Origin of the sequence: Spirosoma sp. KUDC1026 (genome assembly GCF_013375035.1) — a bacterium.
Taxonomy (GTDB): Bacteria; Bacteroidota; Bacteroidia; order Cytophagales; family Spirosomataceae; genus Spirosoma.
Genome location: NZ_CP056032.1, coordinates 5453562 through 5475528, shown reverse-complemented (window position 1 = coordinate 5475528; position 21967 = coordinate 5453562). Strand labels below are relative to the sequence as shown.

General features: G+C 54.1%; 11 protein-coding genes. 8 read left to right on the top strand and 3 right to left on the bottom strand.

The genetic code is table 11. The features are described from left to right. The first annotated feature begins 20 nt into the window (after positions 1-20). The 5 genes from HU175_RS23055 to HU175_RS23035 all read left to right on the top strand — a co-directional run bounded on the left by HU175_RS23055 (position 21) and on the right by HU175_RS23035 (position 18014). Positions 21-3287: a hypothetical protein gene (locus tag HU175_RS23055; RefSeq protein ID WP_176568814.1), complete on the top strand. Its 3267-nt coding sequence runs from the start codon at positions 21-23 to the stop codon at positions 3285-3287. A 747-nt stretch (positions 3288-4034) separates the two neighbouring features. Continuing rightward, a complete protein-coding gene (locus HU175_RS23050; RefSeq protein ID WP_228724253.1) occupies positions 4035-13616 on the top strand; it encodes an SdrD B-like domain-containing protein in 9582 nt (3193 codons plus the stop codon). Between the two features lie 5 nt (positions 13617-13621). Beyond that, positions 13622-14596: a type IX secretion system membrane protein PorP/SprF gene (locus tag HU175_RS23045; RefSeq protein WP_176568813.1), complete on the top strand. Its 975-nt coding sequence runs from the start codon at positions 13622-13624 to the stop codon at positions 14594-14596. A gap of 89 nt (positions 14597-14685) precedes the next feature. Continuing rightward, positions 14686-17028, top strand: coding sequence for an OmpA family protein (locus tag HU175_RS23040; RefSeq protein WP_176568812.1), 2343 nt, complete (start codon positions 14686-14688; stop codon positions 17026-17028). Positions 17029-17102: 74 nt separating this feature from the next. Further along, positions 17103-18014 carry a type IX secretion system membrane protein PorP/SprF gene (locus HU175_RS23035; RefSeq protein WP_176568811.1) on the top strand — a complete coding sequence of 304 codons (912 nt, stop codon included), beginning with the start codon at positions 17103-17105 and terminating at the stop codon, positions 18012-18014. On the opposite strand, the gene HU175_RS23030 is transcribed toward HU175_RS23035, so the two are convergent. Continuing rightward, positions 18011-18478 (bottom strand): thioredoxin family protein, encoded by a 468-nt coding sequence (locus HU175_RS23030; protein WP_176568810.1) that lies wholly within the window; start codon positions 18476-18478, stop codon positions 18011-18013. The genes HU175_RS23035 and HU175_RS23030 overlap by 4 nt on opposite strands. Positions 18479-18517: 39 nt before the next feature. Next, entirely contained in the window at positions 18518-19024 is a 507-nt protein-coding gene (locus HU175_RS23025; protein ID WP_176568809.1) for a low affinity iron permease family protein, read from the bottom strand. A gap of 50 nt (positions 19025-19074) precedes the next feature. Between HU175_RS23025 and HU175_RS23020 the strand changes: the two genes are divergently transcribed. The 3 genes from HU175_RS23020 (at position 19075) to HU175_RS25160 (ending at position 20388) form a co-directional block, all read left to right on the top strand. Then, complete coding sequence (locus tag HU175_RS23020; RefSeq protein WP_176568808.1) at positions 19075-19755, top strand: TetR/AcrR family transcriptional regulator; 681 nt, start codon at positions 19075-19077, stop codon at positions 19753-19755. Between the two features lie 38 nt (positions 19756-19793). After that, entirely contained in the window at positions 19794-20180 is a 387-nt protein-coding gene (locus HU175_RS23015) for a hypothetical protein (protein WP_176568807.1), read from the top strand. 118 nt (positions 20181-20298) lie between these two features. After that, a complete protein-coding gene (locus HU175_RS25160; RefSeq protein ID WP_218037015.1) occupies positions 20299-20388 on the top strand; it encodes an SMR family transporter in 90 nt (29 codons plus the stop codon). Positions 20389-20575: 187 nt separating this feature from the next. Here the strand turns inward: HU175_RS25160 and HU175_RS23005 are convergent, their stop codons facing one another. Beyond that, positions 20576-21955 carry a thioredoxin family protein gene (locus tag HU175_RS23005; RefSeq protein ID WP_176568806.1) on the bottom strand — a complete coding sequence of 460 codons (1380 nt, stop codon included), beginning with the start codon at positions 21953-21955 and terminating at the stop codon, positions 20576-20578. Positions 21956-21967 lie beyond the last annotated feature (12 nt).

The following is a 21967-nucleotide window of genomic DNA, read 5'->3' as shown; positions in this document are numbered from 1 at the left end:
AGTTGCTATTACCGATTGTTATGCGAAACAAATACTTTCTGCTGTTGGCCCTGCTGCTGGGGGGAATGCGCATGGGCGTGGCGCAAAACTATCCATCGCTCGAACGGTTCGGAAAAAACCGGATTCAATACAAGAACTTCGACTGGAAGATTGTCCGTACGTCGAACTTCGAAATCTATTACAACCAGAACGGCAGCCAGATCGCAAACCTGACGGCGCAGTACGCCGAGTCGGAGTTTGACCGCATCACTGAAATGCTGGGCTACACGCCTTACAATCGGGTCAAGATATTTCTCTTTAATTCGCCCCAGGAGTTAGCGCAGAGCAACATTGGTCTGACAACGCAGGGCGGCCTGAACAGCAACGAAGTAAATCTGTCGAAATCCCGCATCGAACTGGCATTTACGGGCGATCAGACTAGTTTTCGCCGGCAGATCGTACGCGACATCGCGATGCTGTTCGTCTACGATATGCTCTACGGCGGCAGCCTGAAGGACGCCCTCCAAAGTTCCCTGTTGCTGACCCTGCCCGACTGGTTTATGCCGGGTATTGCCGCGTACATCGCCGACGGCAACAGCATCGAACTGGACGATTACATGCGCGACGTGTCCCTGACGCACCCGGTCAAGAAACCTCAGCTGCTGTCGGGTATTGAGGCCGAACGGATCGGTCAGTCGATCTGGAATTACATCGTACAGCGTTACGGCCGGGACAATATTTCCAACATCCTGAACCTGACCCGGATTATCCGCGACGAAAATCGTAGTATCTCAAGTACGCTCGGTATTACCTACGCCCGGTTCCTGCGGGAGTGGCGCGACTACTACGCGGGTATGGCCAACACCGTAGCACAGGCCTACCAGGCTGGTGCCCCGGATTTTCAGATCAAAATAGGCTCGCTCGACAAAAAAACGGTACTGACAAGTCTGAAACTCAGCCCGGACAAACAATTTTTTGCGTACTCGGTGCTGCGCGACGGCAAATTCAGCGTAGAGGTCGTCAACACGTCGAACCGGAAACGAGTCGGCGTTCTGTCGGGAGGGTACCGGCTTGATGGACAGGCTGACCGGACGAGCACACCACTGCTGGCCTGGCAAAAGGATAACCAGTTGCTGGTAATGACGAACGAGCTGGGGAAAACAAATCTGTATCAGTTCATCAATTTTGAGAAGAGTCCTAAGCAAAAATTCAAGCGTCAGGTAAATGGCCTGTCGCAGGTGGTCTGGATGGATGCGTCGGATGATGGGGGCAGCCTTATCCTCAGCGCCGACCGGCAGGGGCAGAACGACCTGTTTCTGTACAGCATCAACCGGGGGTCGTACCAGCAACTCACCAACGATCTGTACGACGACCTGTATCCGCGGTTTGTTGGCCGGAACGCCCAACTGGTTGTGTTCAGCTCGAACCGTCTGCAGGATACACTGGGCGTGGACAAAGGATCGTACAAAACCATGCGTGAGCAACTAAGTCTGTTTACGCACGAAGGCAGCGCCCGTAACTTAAACGTAGAGCGTCTGACCGATTCACTCTCGTACGCTACGCAGCCCATTCCAGCTGGCGAAAACACGGTGTATTTCCTCAACGAGGTCAATGGTATTCGGAATATATACCGGCTCAACGCTGAAAGCGGCTCAATCAGTCAGGTAACCGCGCTGCAACAGAGCATCAATCAATACGATCTGATTCCCAGTAACGGTGGGTTCGTGTACAGCAGCCTGCGCAATGGTGAAGAATATATCGGCTACAAGGCCGAGCTTAACCTGAATCAGCGCCTGGCTACAACGCCAACTCCGCGTAGTGCCACTATGCGTCAGTCGGCGGTAGTTAGTAAAGGACGCGCTGGCCAGACAGCTCAGGCGGTTAAAGTTGACACTACGGCTCAGGTTGCCAAAAGGGATACCGTGCCGCAGCCTGCCACCCCCGATTCGACACGTAGTAAACTGGCGCTGGCGCCGGGCGAGGTTGATACCGATAATTATACCTTCGATCCGGATGTTGTGAAAGCCACCGAGAATCGGCAACGCCGGATTACGGGAGCCACGGCCAACCTGACCCCGACGCTGCCCCGCAACCGGCGCCGGGAAAACATCACCATTCGCGGACCCTTCAACTATAAAGGTCAGTTTGGCGTAAACGATGCCCAGTCGAACTGGCGGGTTGATCCGTTGCTCGGCTTCGGTTACGCGCAGGACGTAACACTGACAGATCTGCTGGAAAATCACATGATTCGGGCGGGGGGCTTTCTGTCAACAGCGGCCATGCTGCGCAACAGCAACCTGTTTGCCGAATACATGAACTACACGCACCGGATCGATGTGGGGGCGCGGGTCGAACGCCGGACGCTATTCGCCGATGGGATTGGTCTTACCCAGAAATACCGGTTCAACCGGGTCGATCTGACGGCATCATACCCGCTATCCGTCAACAGCCGGTTCTCGCTCTCGCCGTTCTACGCCATTACCCGTCTGATCGACATGACGACCACGGCCGAGCCGGATCGGGTATCGGACTACGCTGGTCTGCGGGCTGAGTTTGTGTTCGATAATACGAAAGCGGGTGGTCTGAATACCATCATCGGTACCAAGCTGAAACTCCGTTTTGAGGAATATGCGGGCATCCGGTCGTCGGCCGAAAGCTTCCGACGGCTCTCGCTCGATCTGCGACACTACCAGAAAATCCACCGTAACCTGGTACTGGCAACCCGCTTTGCCCTGAGTCAGTCGGGGGGACCGGCGCCCAAGAAGGCAACGCTGGGCGGTATGGAAAACTGGATTGCGGCTAACCGGCTGGAGCGCGTAGCCTCCAACCCGCTGCTGGTGCCGAATGATGTGCCCGCCGAAATTCCGTATGATTACCGGGATGTTTTCTTCCTCGACTTTGCCGCTCCGCTGCGTGGTTTCCGGCAGGGCAAGCTGACAGGTAATAGCTACATGCTGTTCAACGCCGAACTCCGCCTGCCGTTTATCCAGTACTTATACAAAGGAAATATTACGTCGAATTTTCTGCGAAATCTCCAATTGGTAGCCTTCACCGATATTGGTACTGCCTGGGCGGGTACGGGCCCGTTCAGCCAGCAGAACAGCCTGAATACGGAGATCGTAGGTGGCGGTAGTATTCCCTTCCGGGCCGTTGTAACAAATTTCAAAAATCCATTCCTAATCGGCTACGGCGCGGGCGTCCGGACGACATTGTTTGGGTATTTCGTTAAGCTGGATTATGCCTGGGGCCTTGAAGACAAAGTAGTCAATTCGCCGATTGCGTACCTGACGCTGGGTTACGATTTCTAAGCAGAAATCTGAGTCTACAAAAGCCGCAAAGCCACTCCCTGATCGGAGTGGCTTTGCGGCTTTTAGCTGTCCAGTGTTACACAAAAGGTCAATTAACGCATAATTAATAAATTTAGACTTCCCCAATGGTTACATCCTGGTTGGCATAATTTTCGCAGTTGGGATGCGACTCATGCCAGTTCGGATAATTTTCTCCAGATTAATCGCGCTGACTGGATAAGCTGTGGTTTCCTTCCTCCTTCCTTGGGCTAACCCTTTAAAATAGGGGGTTTGGCATAGTTTTCGATGATTTCAGGCTGACCAGTACCGTCTTGTCTTTCACAGAAAAAGCAAGCTGCGACTTGTCATGGGTTTGCAGGCTCTATACCTCCCGACAAAGGAGGGGGGCTGCATTAAATAACGCCCCAAACTAAGTACCAGATGGCAGTACTCTCTACGCTACGTTCTTTATATAGTACAAGCACTTCCCGACTCATAGCCTCTTGGTTGTGGGGCTGGACTCTTTTTCAACGTACAATGCATCTGCTGCTTCGGGTTCTGGGCGATTCAGGCCCGGCGGGTCGGCTCGGCGCTCCGGGGTTGTCGGCTTCTCTTCCCGCTTCCTCTTCTCAACTAGCTGCATCTACTCCGTGTCCTACAGCTTCGCTAGTGTCGCCCCAATCGACACTGGCGGATGCCGTGAACAGTTTACAAAACCACCGTACTTATTTCAATTCATCATGCACTACGCGTTCATCCAGACGGTCAATGAATGAGTCAATTCTACGAAGCAACCTGCCATACGAACCATTAGTCCGGCCAATGGCCGATGGGGCGGAGGTTTTCAGGAAACGTCCTGACCGGCAACCCGCATTTATCGACAATCTGCTTGATCGTCTGTTGGGTCTGTTCAGAATGCTCCCCGCCCTACAGGGCTTTTGTGCGTTCTGGGCTGTCCTGCTAACCGGACTTGTTACATCAGCCCAGGCGCAGGACATGCAGACTATTGATCTGAGTCTGCGCCAGAGTATTAGCAATCAGAGTCCGGCTATTGGCAACGCTGTCGCGTATACGCTGGTTGTTGCTAACGCGCCAGGGTCGGTTGCGGCTACCAACGTGGTGGTTAAGACTGATCTGCCGGCAGGCGGGGTTACCTACATACCCGGCTCGGCAAATATTCTGCGCGGTGGTGGATCGTATAATGACGCAACCGGCACCTGGACGATCAACAGCATTGCTCCCCTCGATTCGGCGGTGCTGGTTATCAGCGCTACGGTGCAGGAACGCGGGGTTTGGTTCAGCAAAGCCGAAATCATCGGTGCAGGACAGCAGGATTTCGATTCGACGCCGAACAACCAGCACTTGCTCGAAGACGATTATAGCTCGGTCTGTTTCTCGGTGCCGCTGCTCTGGTATCCGGGTGACGAATACACCATTACGATTCCAACTGGCTATAACCAGATTGTCTGGTATCGCAACGAAACACCGATCAGTACAACAGCTGTTTCCGCTGACCTGGCTCAGGTGAACAGTGATTTTTCGCTGACAATCAAGAGCCCCGGTACGTATCGGTTCGTTATGTATATGGATGGCTGCCCGGTGTCGAACTGCTGCAACATTCAGGTTGATGCGGCTCCAGTGAGCAGCGTGGGCGACAAAGTTTTTGCTGACCTGAACAGAGATGGTCTGCAACAAACGAGTGAACCTGGTATTTCGGGGGTAAGTGTATCCTTATTAGATGGGACGGGGCAAGTTGTGGCAACGACAACAACGAATGCCTCGGGCATTTACAGCTTTACCAGTTTGACGCCGGGTGTTCCGTACTCAGTGAGTTTTGCCACACCAACCGGTTACGTCTCAACCAGCGCGCTGGTCGGCACAGACCGTACGATCGATTCAGATGCTGATCCGATCACTGGCCGAACCGCGAGCTTCACGTTGGCACCGGGCGAAAACAATACGACTATCGACGCTGGTTTCTACGTACCGAGTGCCAGTCTGGGAGACTTTGTCTTCTACGACAACAACGGAAATGGAGTTCAGGATGGCGGCACCGAAACGGGTGTGTCGGGCATTCGTGTATCCTTATATATAGACGGCCAGGCAACACCGGTAACCAGTCAGCTTACAGACAGTAACGGTAAGTACCTGTTCACGAATCTGACACCGGGCACCGGCTACTACGTTGTCTTCGACACAACGGGGCTGGGCGCCCGTAACCTGAAGCTGACGCTGGCCGGGCAGGGGATCGACGGTACGAACAGCGTTGCTGATCCAGTCACCGGTCGGACACCCGTGTATGTGCTGTCTCCGGGCGAAGTTCGCCTGACGGTTGATGCTGGTTTAGCACCACGTTGCCCAACGAACTTTAACCTGATCGTTTCGTCGAACACGACGGTCTGCGTTGGAGGAACTGCCCAACTGATCGCGTCGACATCAGCGCCGGGCGCTTCGATTCGCTGGTATCTGTCGGCAACGGGCGGCACCGCCATTGATACAGTGGCAAGTGGTGCTCCATTCACGGTCGTCCCGGTAGCGACGACGACCTATTACGCGGAAGCTGTATCGGCTGATGGTTGCGCCAGTACGCGTCTGCCAGTCACGGTGACCGTTACGGATCTGGCAGCACCAGTCATTGCCGGTACCGCTCAGAATGTCTGCCCCGCTACGTCGGTTAATCTGACAACGGTTCAGATCACAAACCAACTGCCTGGGCTGACTTATGAATGGTACACCAGCATAAACCGCGCTCCCGGAACGCAGGTAACGAATCTGACCTCGGTAGGCACCGGAAATTATTACCTCTTCGCCCGGTCGGCCGACTGCTACAGCGATCCGACGGTATTGTCGGTAAATATCATCGACTGTAACTGCCAGAACGTAGCGGGCGTAACCGTTGGTCCTGGCGTGGCCGTCTGCGCTGGCGACATCATTCCGCTGCGGGCGATCCTGTCCGGATCGGCCACAAGCGTAACCTGGTCGACAAACGGTTCGGGTACGTTTGGCAGTGCAACAGCGCTTGAAACGATCTATACCCCATCGGCAGCTGACCTGGTAGCAGGATCGGTACTGCTGACGGCAACGACTAACAATCCAGGCGGAAACTGCACGGCTTCCAGCAGCTCGCTCGTTGCCCGGATTAATCCCCGTCCAGTACCGCCAGTGGGCGTTGCCTGCGACGATACGCTGGTTTGTCAGGGCAGCAGCACCAAACTGATTGGTTTTGCACCGGGTGCCCGGATCAATTGGTATGATCAGAACAACCAGTTGATTGCAACAACCGAAAGCGGAGAAAAACTGCTCGTTACGCCAGCCGGAATTGGCGCCGTCGTTTACTCGGCCGAAGCTATTAATGCAGACAACTGTGTTAGCAGCCGCACCTCGCTGACGATTACGGTTGGGCAGTGCCGGGCCGATCTGGCAGTGGCCAAACGCGTTGTGACGCCAGGACCCTACGCGCTGGGTCAGAAAGTAACCTACGCCATTACGGCCTCGAACAACGGACCAATCACCGGTACGAATGTAACGGTGCGCGATGTGCTGCCAGCTACGCTGACCTATGTTAGTTCAACGCCAGTCGGCGAGTACAATCCGGCTACGGGTATCTGGACGGTTGGTGCGTTGACATCGGGATCCAACCGGAATATTTTGATCGAAGCAACGATCAATTCGACCGGTACGCTACGTAACACGGCTACCATCAGCGGGGATAACAACGATCCCGGCAAAATGACCAACGATACATCCACGGCGGTTATCCTGATTGATCAATGCGTCGTTCAACCACCAGTTATTGCCAGCTCGGCCAGCGAAATCTGCCGGGGAGCTATGGTGACGCTGCAAGCAACGGGTTGTGCCGGTGGAACGGTTCGCTGGTCGGATGGTCAAACGGGTCTTTCGGTCAGTGTATCGCCAACGGCAACGACGATCTACTCGGCCACCTGTATCGTTGGGCGTTGCGTGAGTGCCGCGTCGAACCCGATCACGATTCAGGTCAACGATCCGCAAACACCAACCATTACGGCAAGTGCGGCAAGCGTGTGTGCGGGATCGTCAGTGACGTTGACCGCAAGCGCCTGTGCGGGCGGTACGATTCAATGGTCTACGGGGCAGACGGAAGCATCTATCGTGGTTACCCCAACCGTACGGACGACCTATACCGCGCAGTGCCGCGTCGGTACCTGCCTGAGCCAGTCAGCTACGCAGATTATCGAAATAACCCCAACGCTGGTTGCGCCAACGATTGCCAGCACAGCGACGGAGGTTTGTCCGGGCGAATCGGTTACGCTGACCGCCGGTGGCTGCCTGGGTACGCCAGTCTGGAGCACGGGTGCTACGGGAGCCAGCATCGTGGTTCGGCCAACGAATAGCAACAACAGTTATACCGTATCCTGCCAGAGCGGTGCCTGCACCAGCCCGGCTTCAGCGCCCGTCGTTATTAACGTCGTGAGTCCGACTATCCCAACTGTAACGGCCAGCGTTGACTCGATTTGCGCAGGTGGTCAGGTTGTGCTGACGGCAACGAACTGCAACGGTACCCTAGTCTGGAACACCGGTGCCACGGGAGCCAGCATTACGGTGAAACCAACCGCGACCACGAGCTACTACGCCCAGTGTCGGGTTCGTACCTGCCTGAGTGAAGCATCGCCATCGGTACCGGTTACGGTGCTGACCCCATCGGCACCAATTATCAGTGCAAACAAAACATTCATCTGTAGCGGAGAAGCCATCACGCTGTCGGCTCAAGGCTGCACGGGCACGGTGAAATGGTCGGGTGTGAACCTGACCGGTTCAACCATCACGTTCATGCCGACAGAAACGAAAGAATACTACGCTACCTGCCAACTGGCTACCTGCACCAGCGACGTCTCGAATCGGATTCGCGTAACGGTCAACACAGCTGGTACGGCTCCGAGAATCACCGCATCAACGACGGCTACCTGCGACGGCGGAGTTGTATCGCTCTCGGCTACGGGCTGTAACGGTACGGTAATCTGGTCGGATGGTCAGACGGGACCGGTTGTGTCAGTAACGGCAACGGCCAGCGTCCACCAGTTCTACGCCGTATGTAAAGTAGGAACGCAATGCGGCAGCGGCCAGTCGAACGTCATTGATATTAACGTAACGCCATTGCCAGCACCGACCGTCGTGGCCAGCACCAGCGTAACCTGCGGTAAAGACCCCGTAACGCTGAGTGTGAGCAACTGCGCCGGTACACCAGTCTGGAGCACGGGCGAAACCACGTCATCGATCACAGTGACTCCTGGCGCAACAACAACCTACTCAGTCTACTGCCAGGTGGGCGCTTGCCGCAGTGCGACGGCCGGTACCTACACCATCACCGTGGTACCGGTTGCCGCCCCAACCATTGCTGCATCGGCTACGTCGGTAGCGCCGGGTGGTACGGTTACGCTGACGGCTACGGGCTGCAACGGTACGGTAGTGTGGTCGGCGAATGGCATCAACGGCAGCAACACGGGTACCAGTATCGTCGTGCAGCCAACGGGTACGCAGACCTACTACGCCCAGTGCCGCGTGGGTACCTGCCTGAGCGATCCGTCGACCTCGATCACGGTGACCACCAACACGGATTGTACAGTTAGCGCCGGTACGCTCGTTGCGGTGAGCCCAACGGTTTGTGCCGATTCGAACAGTACAACGGTAGCTGCCCGCGCGAACGGCGGTCTGGTGCAGCCAGCCGGTTACTCAGTACTGTACATATTGACGAAAGGGGCCAGCAAGGTGGTTGAACAAACCAGCGCGACACCAAGCTTCAACGTACCGGCTCAGTCGGCGGGTTACACAATCCATACACTGGTCTACAACGCCAACGCATCGGATAAAAACTACCTGGACGTATCGGCGATCCGGCCTGGCCTGTCAACGGCGCAGGACGTGTCGCTCCTGATTAGCAGTCGAAACCTCTGTGCCGCATTCGACGGAACAGGGGCTGCGGTAAACGTTCGTCACGTAGAGCCGCCACGCCTGGTAGCCGGTCCATCGCTGACGGTTTGCTACGGAACCACAGCTACGCTCGAAGCCCTCGGCTGCGACGGTGGCATCGTGACCTGGTCGGATGGTACCGTCGGTGCAAAAATTACAAAAGTCGTTACCAGCGATCTGTGGCTGATGGCAACCTGCACCATTGATGGTTGCACCAGCGAGGAGTCGGCCAGCATCGATGTCATTCTGGGGACACCAGGTACACCAACCGTTGCCGTGAGCAAGCCAAGCGTTTGCCCAGGCGAAACGGTAGTGCTGACCGCAACGGGCTGTGACATGGGAAGCTACATCTGGTCGGATGGCTCAACGGGCAACACGCTCACGGCGGCACCAACGGCTACCACTCAATACCGCGTGAAATGCAAAGTAGCTGGTTGCGAAGGCGACTGGTCACCATACAGCACCATCACGGTAGGCTCGCCAGCTCCGCCAACCATTACGGTATCGGGCGTGACGGGCAGCGGCAGCAGCGTAACCGCCTGCTTCGGCGCGCCAATTACCCTGACGGCGCAGGGCTGCGGACCGGGTTCGTACGTAACCTGGTCGAACGATCTGGTTGGAAATTCGATCACGATCTCGCTGGCCAAAAGCGGCACGTACACGGCTCGTTGCTGCAGCTCGGACTTCTGTAAGAGCGAGGCCTCGAACCCAATCACTATAACGGTACTGCCGAAAGTAGCAACGCCAACTGTGGCTGACCGGACCAACATCTGCCCGGCGACAACAGTGAATCTGGTATCGGGTGTAACCAGTAAAGTGAGCACAGCGGGTGGTGTCTTTGAGTACTACACCAATGCATCGTTGAGTGCCGACTCGAAAGTAGCGAATCCCGCCACCGTGGGTACGGGTACGTACTACGTCGTCGAACGGACAGTCAACGGTTGCTACGGCCTGCCAGCGATGATCCACGTGCTGATCAAATCCTGTGAAACGCCGATTGCCTGTGATCCAACCAGTCCGGCAACGGCCAACGCCGGTGCTGACGCGACCATCTGCGCGGCTAAGACGTACCAGCTGAACGGAGTGATTGGCGGTGCTAATGCCGTAGCGCACTGGACAACGAGCGGTACGGGTACGTTCAGCAACCCATTCTCAGCCAACCCAATCTATACGGCCAGCACCGAGGACGTTATGGTCGGCAAAGTCACGCTGACCCTGTCGGTGAGCCTGAACAATGCCGCCTGCCCGGTTGCGAAAGACGATGTTGTACTGACGATTGGCGGTATCAAATCGGTACCAACCATCGCGGTTATTGGTAAAACGACTTTCTGCTACGGTGATTCGGTGATTCTGCAGGCACCAGCCGGTGCTGCGGGGTACCTCTGGAACAGCAAAGCCACAACGCAGACCATTGTCCTGAAAAACAGCGGTACGTATAGTGTACAACTGGTGGATGCCAACGGTTGTACATCGGTGAAATCGGAGGATGTGGTACTGACCGCGTCGCTGCCTGCCGAAATGCCGGTGGTGCAGAACCTGCGGAATACCTGTCCGTCGCCAACGGTTAACCTGGCGAACGCGCTGTCGTACACGGCAGTGGGGCATTCGTATGAGTTCCGGGTGGGTAAAACGATAACCTCACCGCTGGTGATTCGGACGGATTCGGTCGGGGCCGGTACGTATTACGTGTTCTCGCGGTCGAACGCGGGCTGCGTCAGCGCACCAGCCGCCGTAACGGTGAGCATCTTCAACTGCACCGCCGATTCGCTGACAACCGATCTGGCCGTTACTAAAACGGTTAGCAAAACGGCCGTTCAGCAGGGCGAGATTGTAACGTATACCATCCGGGTAACCAACAACGGCAACTACACAGCGAAAAACATCGATGTACGTGACGTACTGCCGAAAGGACTGGAACTGGTGACCGAAAGCGGTATCGGTATCTCGGGTGGCGTAATCAACAAACGGATTGACAGCCTGCGGGCCAAACAAGCGTCGAGCTTTTCGTTCAACGCCCGGATTCTGTCGAAAGGCCGGATTGTCAATAAAGCCGAGATTACGTACTGCGACATGCGGGATAGTAACCCGGCCAACGATACGTCGAGCGTAACGGTAACCGACCTGACGCCCTACAAACCAAGCTTGATTGGTCTGGCGAAAGCGGTGACGGGTACCCCAACGCTGGTGGGTGATTCTTTGATGCGGGTAACGTACCGCTTCGTGGTGACTAACTTCGGCGACGATACCCTGCGTAACGTACAGGTGACGGATAACCTGGCTGGTGTCTTTGCACCGGGTCAGGTGGTGTCGACCAGCGTAGCTGCCGGTTGCACATCGGCTAACTGCCGGACGATCACGGTGAATCCGGCCTACACGGGCGCGGCTACGGCGAGCATGCTCACGTCGGCAAGCTATCTGCTGCCGGGTAATTCACAGACGTTCTCACTCGACGTGATTGTAAGACGCAGGGCGGGTGATACGACCCGGACCTACCGGAACCAGGCTGTGGCAACCGCCATGAACAGCGTAACGATGGTGTCCGATCAGTCGGTGAGCGGCAGCAGTGCCGATCCGGACAATGACGGTAACCCGAACAACAACAGTGGTTATACGTCATTCACGCTGGGCGCACCACAAATAAAAGGACCGGCTATTGCGCTGTCGCTGGCGGTGACCAACAACCAGAAACAAGCGGATAACAGTTACCTGGTACGATTCCGGGCGACGGTGAAAAACGTGGGTGATGTGTCGCTCTTCGGCCTCACGCTGACGGATAGCCTGTCGAAAGCCTTTGCGTCGCCGGTATCGTTCACCGTGATTGGCGTACCGAAAGTAGGCACTGGCAGCAACCTGGTTGCGAACAGTGGCTTCAACGGCAGCTCGCAGCCCAACCTGCTGACTGCGGCCAGCTACCTGTCGGCAGGTGAGCAGGATACGCTCATGTTCATCGTGCGGATTCTGCCAAACGGCAATAACGGACCGTTCTTCACCAGTGCTACCGTAACGGGCAAAACGTCGAACGGCAGCCAGACGGTACGCGACATTTCGAACGATGGTCTGGTACCAATCATGAATACGGCCAGCTCAACGGCGGTGCGGTTCAGCCTGCCAAGCGGATTACTGGGCGTCGCGAAATCGGTTGGCACACCCGTTGCTGTACCGGGTAGTGAAGGCGTCTACGACGTACCGTACACCATCCGCCTGCGCAACATGGGCAGCGTACCGCTGAAGAAAGTACAGGTAGTCGATAATCTGTCGGAAACGTTCCGGCGGGGTGCGCTGATCGTGGGCAATCAGATTGCGGTAACGGCCGACTCTGGTCTGCGTGTTGATCCAGCTTATACGGGTCAGGGCCTGATCACGAAAATGCTGATTGACTCGATGAGTACACTGGCCGTCGGTGCCAGCCGGGATCTGAAGTTTACGGTTCGGGTTGACGTGAAAAACGCCGACACGACGGTCTTCAACAACCGGGCAACGGCAACCGCCCTGACGCCAACGAACGAAGTTGTTCAGGATGTGTCGACCTCAGGTACCAACCCTGACCCGGACAACGATCTGGATCCACGAAACAACAATGTTCCAACGCCGGTTACGCTGAACTACCGGTCGCTGTTACCACGCATTGGGGTAGCGCTCGCCGTTCGCGACACCGTCCGCCAGGCCGATGGAAGCTACAACGTAACGTACCAGGTTGTGGTGAAAAACTACAGCGGAGTTACGCTGCGGAACGTCATGCTGACCGACTCGCTGGAGAAAGGATTCAACCGCCAAACCGGCGCTGTCTGCAAGGTGACGAACGCACCGGTAGCGATTTCAACGGGATGTACACTGCTGCTGAACCCACGGTTCAACGGTATGGAAGATACCCGACTTTCGCTCGACGACAGCACCAGTATGCTGGCTGCGGGTAAGGTCGATACCTTGATCTTTACGGTGAATGTGCTACCGGATGGCAGCAACAGCACCTTCTGGAACACGGTTCAGGTAACGGCGAAAGCGGGAACGGTACGGATCCGCGATACGTCGACCAATGGGCTGGAACCCGATCTGAACGGCAACGGCAACCCATCTGACAGCAACGAAAGCGAACCAACGCCGTTGACGCTGCAGGTGGCACCATCGTCGCTGTTTATTCCGGAAGGATTCTCACCAAATGGTGACGGCATCAACGATGTCTTCGTCATACGGGGAGCAGCCGGATTGACGATCAGTCTGGAAGTGTTCAACCGCTGGGGCCATATGATCTATAAAAACGAAGATTACCAGAATGATTGGGATGGTAAACCAAATACTGGTATCGTTGTGGGAGGAGATGCCAATGGAGTACCAAGCGGCACGTATTACTATGTGATCAAGCTAAGTGATGGACGCCGGTTTGTACACTATATGATAATTAATCGCTAAAACGAATGGGAAACCTTTCAGGAATAAAACGCTGGACCGTTGGGCTACTGCTGCTGTTTAGCAGTAGCCAGGTCTGGGCGCAGCAGGATAAAATGTTCTCGCAGTACATGTTCAACCTGATGGCGCTGAACCCGGCCTATGCGGGTAGCCGTGACGTACTGAGCATGTCGGCGCTGTACCGGAACCAGTGGTCGGGGCTGCCGGGCTCGCCACAAACGGGAACGTTCACAATGGATATGCCCCTGAACCGGGAGCGTATCGGAGTGGGGTTACAGATATACGGCGACAAAGTTTCTGTTTTTGAAGAAGCAGGCGCGTTTGCGTCCTATGCCTTCCGGATCAAAGCAGGCGAACGCACTACGCTGGCGCTGGGATTACAGGCCGGCGCATCCAGCTTCCGGGCTAATCTGACCGATGTACGCCTTACGCCGGACGGAACGACGCAGACCGACCCGGCGTTTTCGCAGAACGTATCGAAAGTGCTGCCAAACTTCGGAACCGGTATCTACATCAGCAATGACCGGGCTTACCTGAGTCTGTCGGTTCCCCGGCTGATCAAAAACCGGCTGAATGAGTATGACTCCGATCAGCTGCGTTCCCGCCAGGTCCGGCATGCCTATCTGGCTGCTGGGTTTGTGATTGGCGTGAGTCCGGCTGTCAAAATCAAGCCCTCTATGCTGGCGAAATACGCGGAAGGGGCCCCGCTGGGTTTCGACGGGAACATCAACGTCTGGTTTATGGACCGGTTCGCCATTGGCGCGTCGGTACGAAAAAACCAGTTCTCGAGCTGGACGCCCTATACTACCGATGCTATCGTAGGACTGCTGGAGATTCAACTGACCGACCAGTTCCGGTTCGGGTATGCCTATGACCATACCATGAACGATTTGCGCACGGTGGCACCAAGCTCGCACGAGATCCTGTTACGTTATGAATTTGGTTTCGGTAAAAACCGTATTCTGACGCCCCGTTACTTCTAAAATTCGGCCTAGTATTTGCTAGGGTCAAAGTACCTTCTTCATGAACTGGGGAAGGGCTTTGTGTTTGTACTCCTGTAACAGCCCGTACTATGAACTACCGTCTTTACCTGCTTCTGGGTATAGCCTGTCTGTTGGGTAAGCCATTACCATTACTGGCCCAGTCGCTCATTGCCGAAGCGAACCGCCAATTCAATCAGTCTTACTACGACAATGCGGCCGCGTTGTATGAGCAGGTGCTGGCAAAACCCAGTGAACTTTCCGACAAGAACCGCCTGACGGCGAAGATGAACCTGGGATACAGCTACCAGCAGCTGCATAACTCCAAAAAAGCAGAGCAGGTTTTTCGGGAATTACTCTACTCCGAATCAATTCCGCCCGAAGATGCTGACTGTTATCTACGCTACGCGCAGGCACTGGCCAGCAATGGTAAGTACAAGGAAGCCGAGATCGCGTTTGAGAAATACGGCAAACTGAAACAGCAGGAAAAACCAGAAGGCATTACGGATAACCGGTACGGTAATACGGATGAGTTGCTTCGGAAACCGGCTAATTACAAGCTTGATTTTTTGCCCTTGAATACGCAGAACGCCGAATTTAGCCCGGCGCTGTATCAGGGCGGGCTGGTGTTCGTATCAGCGGGCGGCAAGAAACGGCTGAAGAAAGCCTTCTCGCAGAAGAATACCCCTTTCCTGGATCTGTTTTTCCTCCCTGCCGACGAGCAGAACGCAAAAGGCAAGCTGAAGCAGGTGCCGCTGGGCAAAGATGCTTACACCAGTCCTACGGCCAACGACTCGAAGATGCAGGGAATCTACGCCGGTACCCAGCTGCATCTGGGCTATAACGAGCGCCCCACCAGCCGCTCCGAGCGTTTCTACGAAAGCCTCAATACCAAGTATCACGAAGGGCCAGCTACGTTTACCAAGGATGGGTCGCGCATTATTTTCACCCGCAACAACTACAACGAGGGGCGCTACCAGCAGAGTACGGACCGGATCAACAAACTAAAGCTGTACACGGCCAGCCAGTTGGATGGTCGCTGGAGCAAAGCCGAAGAATTACCTTTCAATAGTGATCAGTACTCGACGGGTCACCCCGCTTTGTCACCCGATGATCAACTGCTGTATTTTGCCTCCGACCGGCCGGGCGGGTTTGGCGGTACCGATATTTACGTATCGCGCTGGACCAACGGCAAATGGAGCGAACCTATTAACCTGGGGAAAGAAGTCAATACGAAAGGAAATGAGCTATTCCCGTTCGTTGATGAAACCGGTAATCTGTATTTCTCCTCAAATGGTCTGAAAGGCCTGGGCGGACTCGATCTGTTCTATGCGCAGCTGAACGGCAGTGACCAGGTGAAAAGCGTGTACAATCTGGGGCAGCCGCTGAATTCGGAAAAAGACGATTTTGGGATTGTAACGGATAAAAATCGGCAGACGGGTTACCTGAGTAGCAACCGCAGGAACGGGGGCGCCGATGACGATATTTATCGCTTCACGCGTCAGGGTTCGCTGTACCCCTGCCGGGAACTGACGGTTGGCGTGTTTGATGCTGATTCGAACACCCCTCTGGACAATACGATTATTGCGATCAACGCAGCAAACGGACAGGACGTAAAACAGTTGAAAACGAATGACAGTGGCTTACTGCGGTTCTGTCTGGATGCTGAAAGCGATGCTACGTTTCTGGCGAGCCGCGACGGGTATCTGACGAACAAAGTAGGGTTCTCGACGAAAAACCTGGCCGACAACCAGCCGGTACGGCTGGACATTTCGCTGGCAAAACCGCAGCTTCGTTCCAGTGAGGTATTTGGCCCTTCGACGACCACCTTACGCGGACGGGTGACGACACAGGCGACGCAGGCAGGAGTTGTTGGCGCGAAGATAAAACTCATCAACATGTGCGACGGGATTGTGCAGGAAACCACCACCGACGCCAACGGGCAGTACGAACTAATGGTCCTACCGGGCTGTGATTACCGCCTGGAAAGTAGTAAAGAGGGCATGGCTGCCCTGTCGAGCCTGATAACCAGCAAAGGCACAGGCTCCCCCGACTTAGTGATGTTCACCAAGGGCGATGTGGTCAAGATCAACAATATTCACTACGGCAAGAACAAAGCGACGATTCAGCCAGCCGCTGCTGCCGAGCTGGATAAAGTGGTTGCACTACTGAAACAATATCCGGCCATGACCATCGAACTCCGGTCGCATACCGACAGCCGGGCCACGACGCAGTATAACAAAACGCTGTCGACAAACCGGGCTAAGTCTGCTGTCGCCTACCTGAAATCGAAAGGAATTGCCCCCGCACGGATTACGGCAAAAGGATACGGTGAAAGCGAACCGCTCAATAAGTGCAAGGACGGCGTAACCTGCACGGAAGAAGAACACGAACAGAATCGCCGGACCGAAATCAAAATCCTGAGTCTGAACTAGCGGACTGGATCGTCGGCGTTCAGGTTAGGTTTTTAGGGTAAAAGCCTGCAATTTGTTGGCTATTCCGAACCGTTATGAAAATTCGTTACCAGGCAGGCATTTTTTTGGGCGCCGTATTGAGTCTTGTGTTGTCTCAGACGGCATCGGCCCAAAAAGAAGTGCTTTACTCGCAGTACCTCATTAATCCCATCAGTATAAATCCGGCAGCTGCTGGCAGCGCCGAAACATTTCAGCTGTCGGCCTCGCTTCGACGCAAATGGTTTGGCATACGGAATGCCCCACTCACGCAAACGGTAAGCGTCGACGGAGCGGTAGCCAATGGCCGGGTCGGGCTGGGATTTCAGGCGTTGAACGACCGCATGGGGTTGTTTGCGGCAACGGGAGCCTACGGGAGTGTTGCGTATCGGTTTAACATGCCAGCGCTGGCCAAACTATCCATCGGGGTACAGGGGGGCGTTAGCGTATTGCCTCTGTATGACTACAGCACAGCCGCAGCAATCAACCGGCCCATTGCCAGCCTGGGTCTGGGAATCTACTATAAAGGCGACCGCTTTTTCGGCGGACTTTCGGTGCCGGAATTGGTTGGCCGGGCGCTGGATCTGTCGGAACGCTACTTATACCAGAGCGTACGGCCTGTGATGCTACAGGCGGGTACCCGAATTGATCTGAGTGACAAAACCGTACTGATTCCGTCGGTACTGGTATCCAAAATCGCCGAACGATCGCCGGGCGTTGATCTGAACGCCCGTGTCTGGATCAATGAGCAACTGGGCCTGGGCTTATCGTATCGCTACAACAGCCCTGGGTTGGTTTCAGCCAATTACCTGTATGCGCTGGCTGAGTTTCAGATAAGCAATGCGATACGGTTAGGCTATACGTTCTATTCGCAGACGCCTGAGAATCCGACGGCTAACCTTTATTTTCAGCCTAGTACGCACGAGGTAACGCTACGCTTCACGCCGAATGCCCTGACGTTTACGTACTAATCGGCCGCTTGCTTTCGGTTTTTCAACTTCCGAAACTGGCGCAGTTTGGGTAAGTGCAGAGCATGGTCGGCCTGCGTGATCATCGATTCAATACCCCCGTAGCCAATAGCCCGGTGAACCAGTTCGCCGGTGGGCGTCATGAACAATGAGGTTGGGTAGCTCTGCACGCCATAGGCCCTTGCTACGTTCAGCCCTTCGCCAAACTCAGCGTTGACCTGGTAGCAGATAAAATACGTATTGAATTTCTCGCCTACTTTCGGATTGGGAAAGGCTTCCCGCGCCATACGTCGGCAGGGGGGGCACCAGTTGGTATAAATGTCGACAAAGATGGGTCGGTTCTGGAGTTTCGCTTCGGTCAGAACCTGCTGCCAGGAACCCTGAAAAAACTGGATCCCCGTTGGTTCTTCGGCGTGGACAGGAAGCAGGAGAAGACAAAAAAGAAGCGTAGCCCAGGCGTAGTTCATGGACTAAAGGTAGGCAATATTGAGGCAATGAAAGGCGTATCAGGCTGCTGTTAGCTGGTTGCCGTTTGGTTTCGGGCGATGTTTGCGGGTCTGCTGCCGTTTTTCCAGTTCTTCAACTTTCTCCTCGTGAATCTCCTCGGCTTCCTCAACGGAGTGCGATTCTGATAAGGTAGCTTCGGCCTTCGCTTTTTCGGCTAAGCGGCCAAAAAATTCGTGGAGGGAACGTAACTCGGCTTCGCTGAGGTCTTCTATGTTCAGGAGTCGGTTGCTGGCTTTCCGGTTAACCGCGATCAGTTCGTTGAGCTTGATCTGCATGGCCATCGAATCCTTGTTCTGCGATTTCTGGATCAGAAAAACCATAAGGAACGTAATGATGGTCGTTCCGGTATTGATGATCAGCTGCCAGGTATCAGAGTAGCCGAAAATAGGCCCCGTAATCAGCCAGATGATGACGGTTAGCAGGGCAATGATAAAAGCCGTTGATGAACCCGTGGCGCGGGTGGCTTTGGAAGCAAACGTTTCGAAAAACTGCGTGAATGATTTCATGGTGGTAAGGTAACTGTTAGGTGTACCATAAACGATTCTGGCGCAGCTTTGTGGTATTAATTCGTTTTAATGTATTTACCCCCGTTTTCCCGAAAGGGGTCAAGAAAAAACAAGATTTAAAAAATACTTACCTTACAAAGGAACCATATGGTCGGTTTCTTTGTAAGGTAAGTATGGAGAATAGCAATAATTATAAACGAAAGAAGGAGCCACAAGAAAATCGACAGCTCATCCTAGAAGCGGCTACAGACATTATCAATCGTAAAGGGATTGAGAGTATGAGCTTAGATGCGGTGGCCAGGATGGCTAACCTTAGCAAGGGAGGATTGATGCACCACTTTCCCAAAAAAGAAGCACTTATTGATGAGTTGTTTCAGAATCGGCTGGACCAATTCACTCAAGCTTTCAAGCAGGAACTAGCCCTTAATCGGTCGTCCGCTATCGCTTTCTTAAAGACAGTTGTCAATGAAGAGTTTGATGAACAACAAAAGCGGTCGTTAAACGTGATGACCCAGGCTTGTTTCAACAGTGAGTATTACCGGCAATTGTTCAGCCAATGGTACCGGGAACATGTGATTGCTGATCCAAACGATACTTCGGTTGCCAATCTAACGGCTATTCTGGTTGCAGATTCGCTGTTGCTATCTAACGTATTTGAATTTTATCAGATCAGCAGTGAGCAGAAGCAACGTCTTGTCGCCTACTTGGAAAAGCTGGAAAGGGATTTATAAAGTCCTTTTCATATCTCAACTATTTACCAAAAACAACCATGAATCTTTCTCATAAATCCGACAACAAATCAACCACTCCTTTGCTGGACAAACACCTGCTCTTCAGCCTGATAATAACAGTGTTTACCAGCGCTGTGATCCTATATGTGATTAAGACCACTGAACGTAATCACTTGCTTCACCTCAGTTATTTCGTGGCCTCGATGGCAGCTAGTCTACTTGGTGTAATTGAGCCACGTAAAGGATGGTTATTAGCCATAGCACAAGTCATTCTTCTGCTGGTTGGTTACTACCTGATTAGTCCTGCTGCTACTGAAAGTGGTCGGATAGAAATTGAACACTTTGGCCTTTATGGGGCAATCATTCTGACGTTTATCGTAAGCTTGCTCGGCGGCTTTGTGAAGCGTGCCTTGAGTAAGTCATAAAAGCATTAACTGCCTTGTCAATCAGAAATACTTATTTTTAGCTATCGCAATAGTAAGCAAAGACATTGCTACTACGGCTCTCAATGCATCGCAGCAATTCACCAAATTATAGCCTAGCGTGGTGTGGGCGATCGGCTATTTGCTAGCGTTTTATTTTTTAAGCTTAACGTTGCGTAATATGCCCGTTAGTGTAGCTTATGTCTTTTGAGCCGGGCTATACAAGTATCGCTTGTCCTAGAGATTAAAGCAGTTGGTAGTACCCCTTGTGTATTGCTCTGCTCTTCAAACGCTCCTTTTTTGCTACATACCTTCTAAAAGTAAATGGCGGATTTTACGGTCCGCCATTGTGATATGAAATATTAATGCCCCCATTAACATGGGTGGCACTAAAGGAGCTATCGCTGTCTAATTTCGGCCAAGCTCTTTTCGTAATCGTCGAGGTCACCGCCCTCTGCTTTTACCAGTGCGATCGCTTCTTGCTGCGCTTTAATTGCCTCAGCTTTGTGGCCCAACTTACTGAGCAGATGAGCATAGGTGTCCAGATTTGCTCCACTTCGGCTGTAGACCAGCGATTTTGCTGACCAGGCCAGCGCCTGTCTCAAATCGGCCTGATCGGATAAATGCTGATAATAGTCCCACGCCAGGCTATTCAGCTGGGTCGCGATCCGGTTTGTTTCGGCATTTTGCATGCTGGCCGCGTACTGTTTGAACTCCGCCTGTTGTTTGGCTGAATCGGGCATAAAAGCGGACTGCTGCTGAAAACGTTTTAGGAGAAGTTCATCCTTGGCTTTCAGCGAATCGGCGGGAATTGCCAGCAGGCGGGCACCTTCCTGAGCCGCGAGCTTCCGGTAGCCATCCATGTCCTTGGTTTGGAGGTAAAACGTCCGGCGGTACGTGCTTTCCCGTTCATCGGCGCTAACGTTACCGTCAATAGGCACAACCGCCGTCAGCCGCCGACGATTGCGGAGCATGGCGTCAAGCAGACGTTCGTCGGCTTTCTGAATGGCTTTCTGATAGTCTTTTCGTTCGGCCCGTTGCAGTCCGCTGATGATTGGGCGGGCTAATGCCATTTTATCCTGGTCCATTCCCAGTTTGGGAATAGCCTGAATGAGGAGATCATAGGCTTTTGAATTGGTTGACCCAATATTGCCGCTAAGAATGGTCAGGTTCTCGACCGAAAACCAATCGGCGTCGGGGACCAGCTGCATGTACGATTCCAGCGCTTCCGGATCAGGCAGGCCAACCTGACCCCGCTTGGTTAGATAAAGGGCCACAAAAGCCGGGTTGTTCTTGTTGCTGGCGTAGTGTTTCTCCAGCGCTGACAGTGGATTTGGGTCAGCCGCTGCCGCAATGGCTTTGTCGGCTTCCGTCAGCATGGCCTCGATACCGCCGTAGCCAACAACCCGGTGGATGAGGTCACCATCGGCCGACACGAACAGGGTCGTTGGGTAGGCAGTAACCGTGTACTTTCTGGCGATCTGAACACCTTCACCCCGTTCGGCGTCGAGCTGATAACTGATAAAATTGGCGTTGAATTTTTCGCCAACCTTCGCGTCCGGGAAAGCCTGTCGGGCCATCTGCTTGCAGGGACCGCACCAGGTCGTGTAGATATCGACGAAGATTGGTTTATTCTGCTTTCTGGCTTCGTTCAGGACTGCCTTCCAGGAGCCTTTAAAAAAACTGATGCCCGTTGGGCCTTCGGCCTGTACCGTAAACGAGGCTGTAAGCAGGACAAAAAAGAGGGCGCGGTTGAGCCCGTAACGTAACCGTTTCATAGAGGAGTGGTT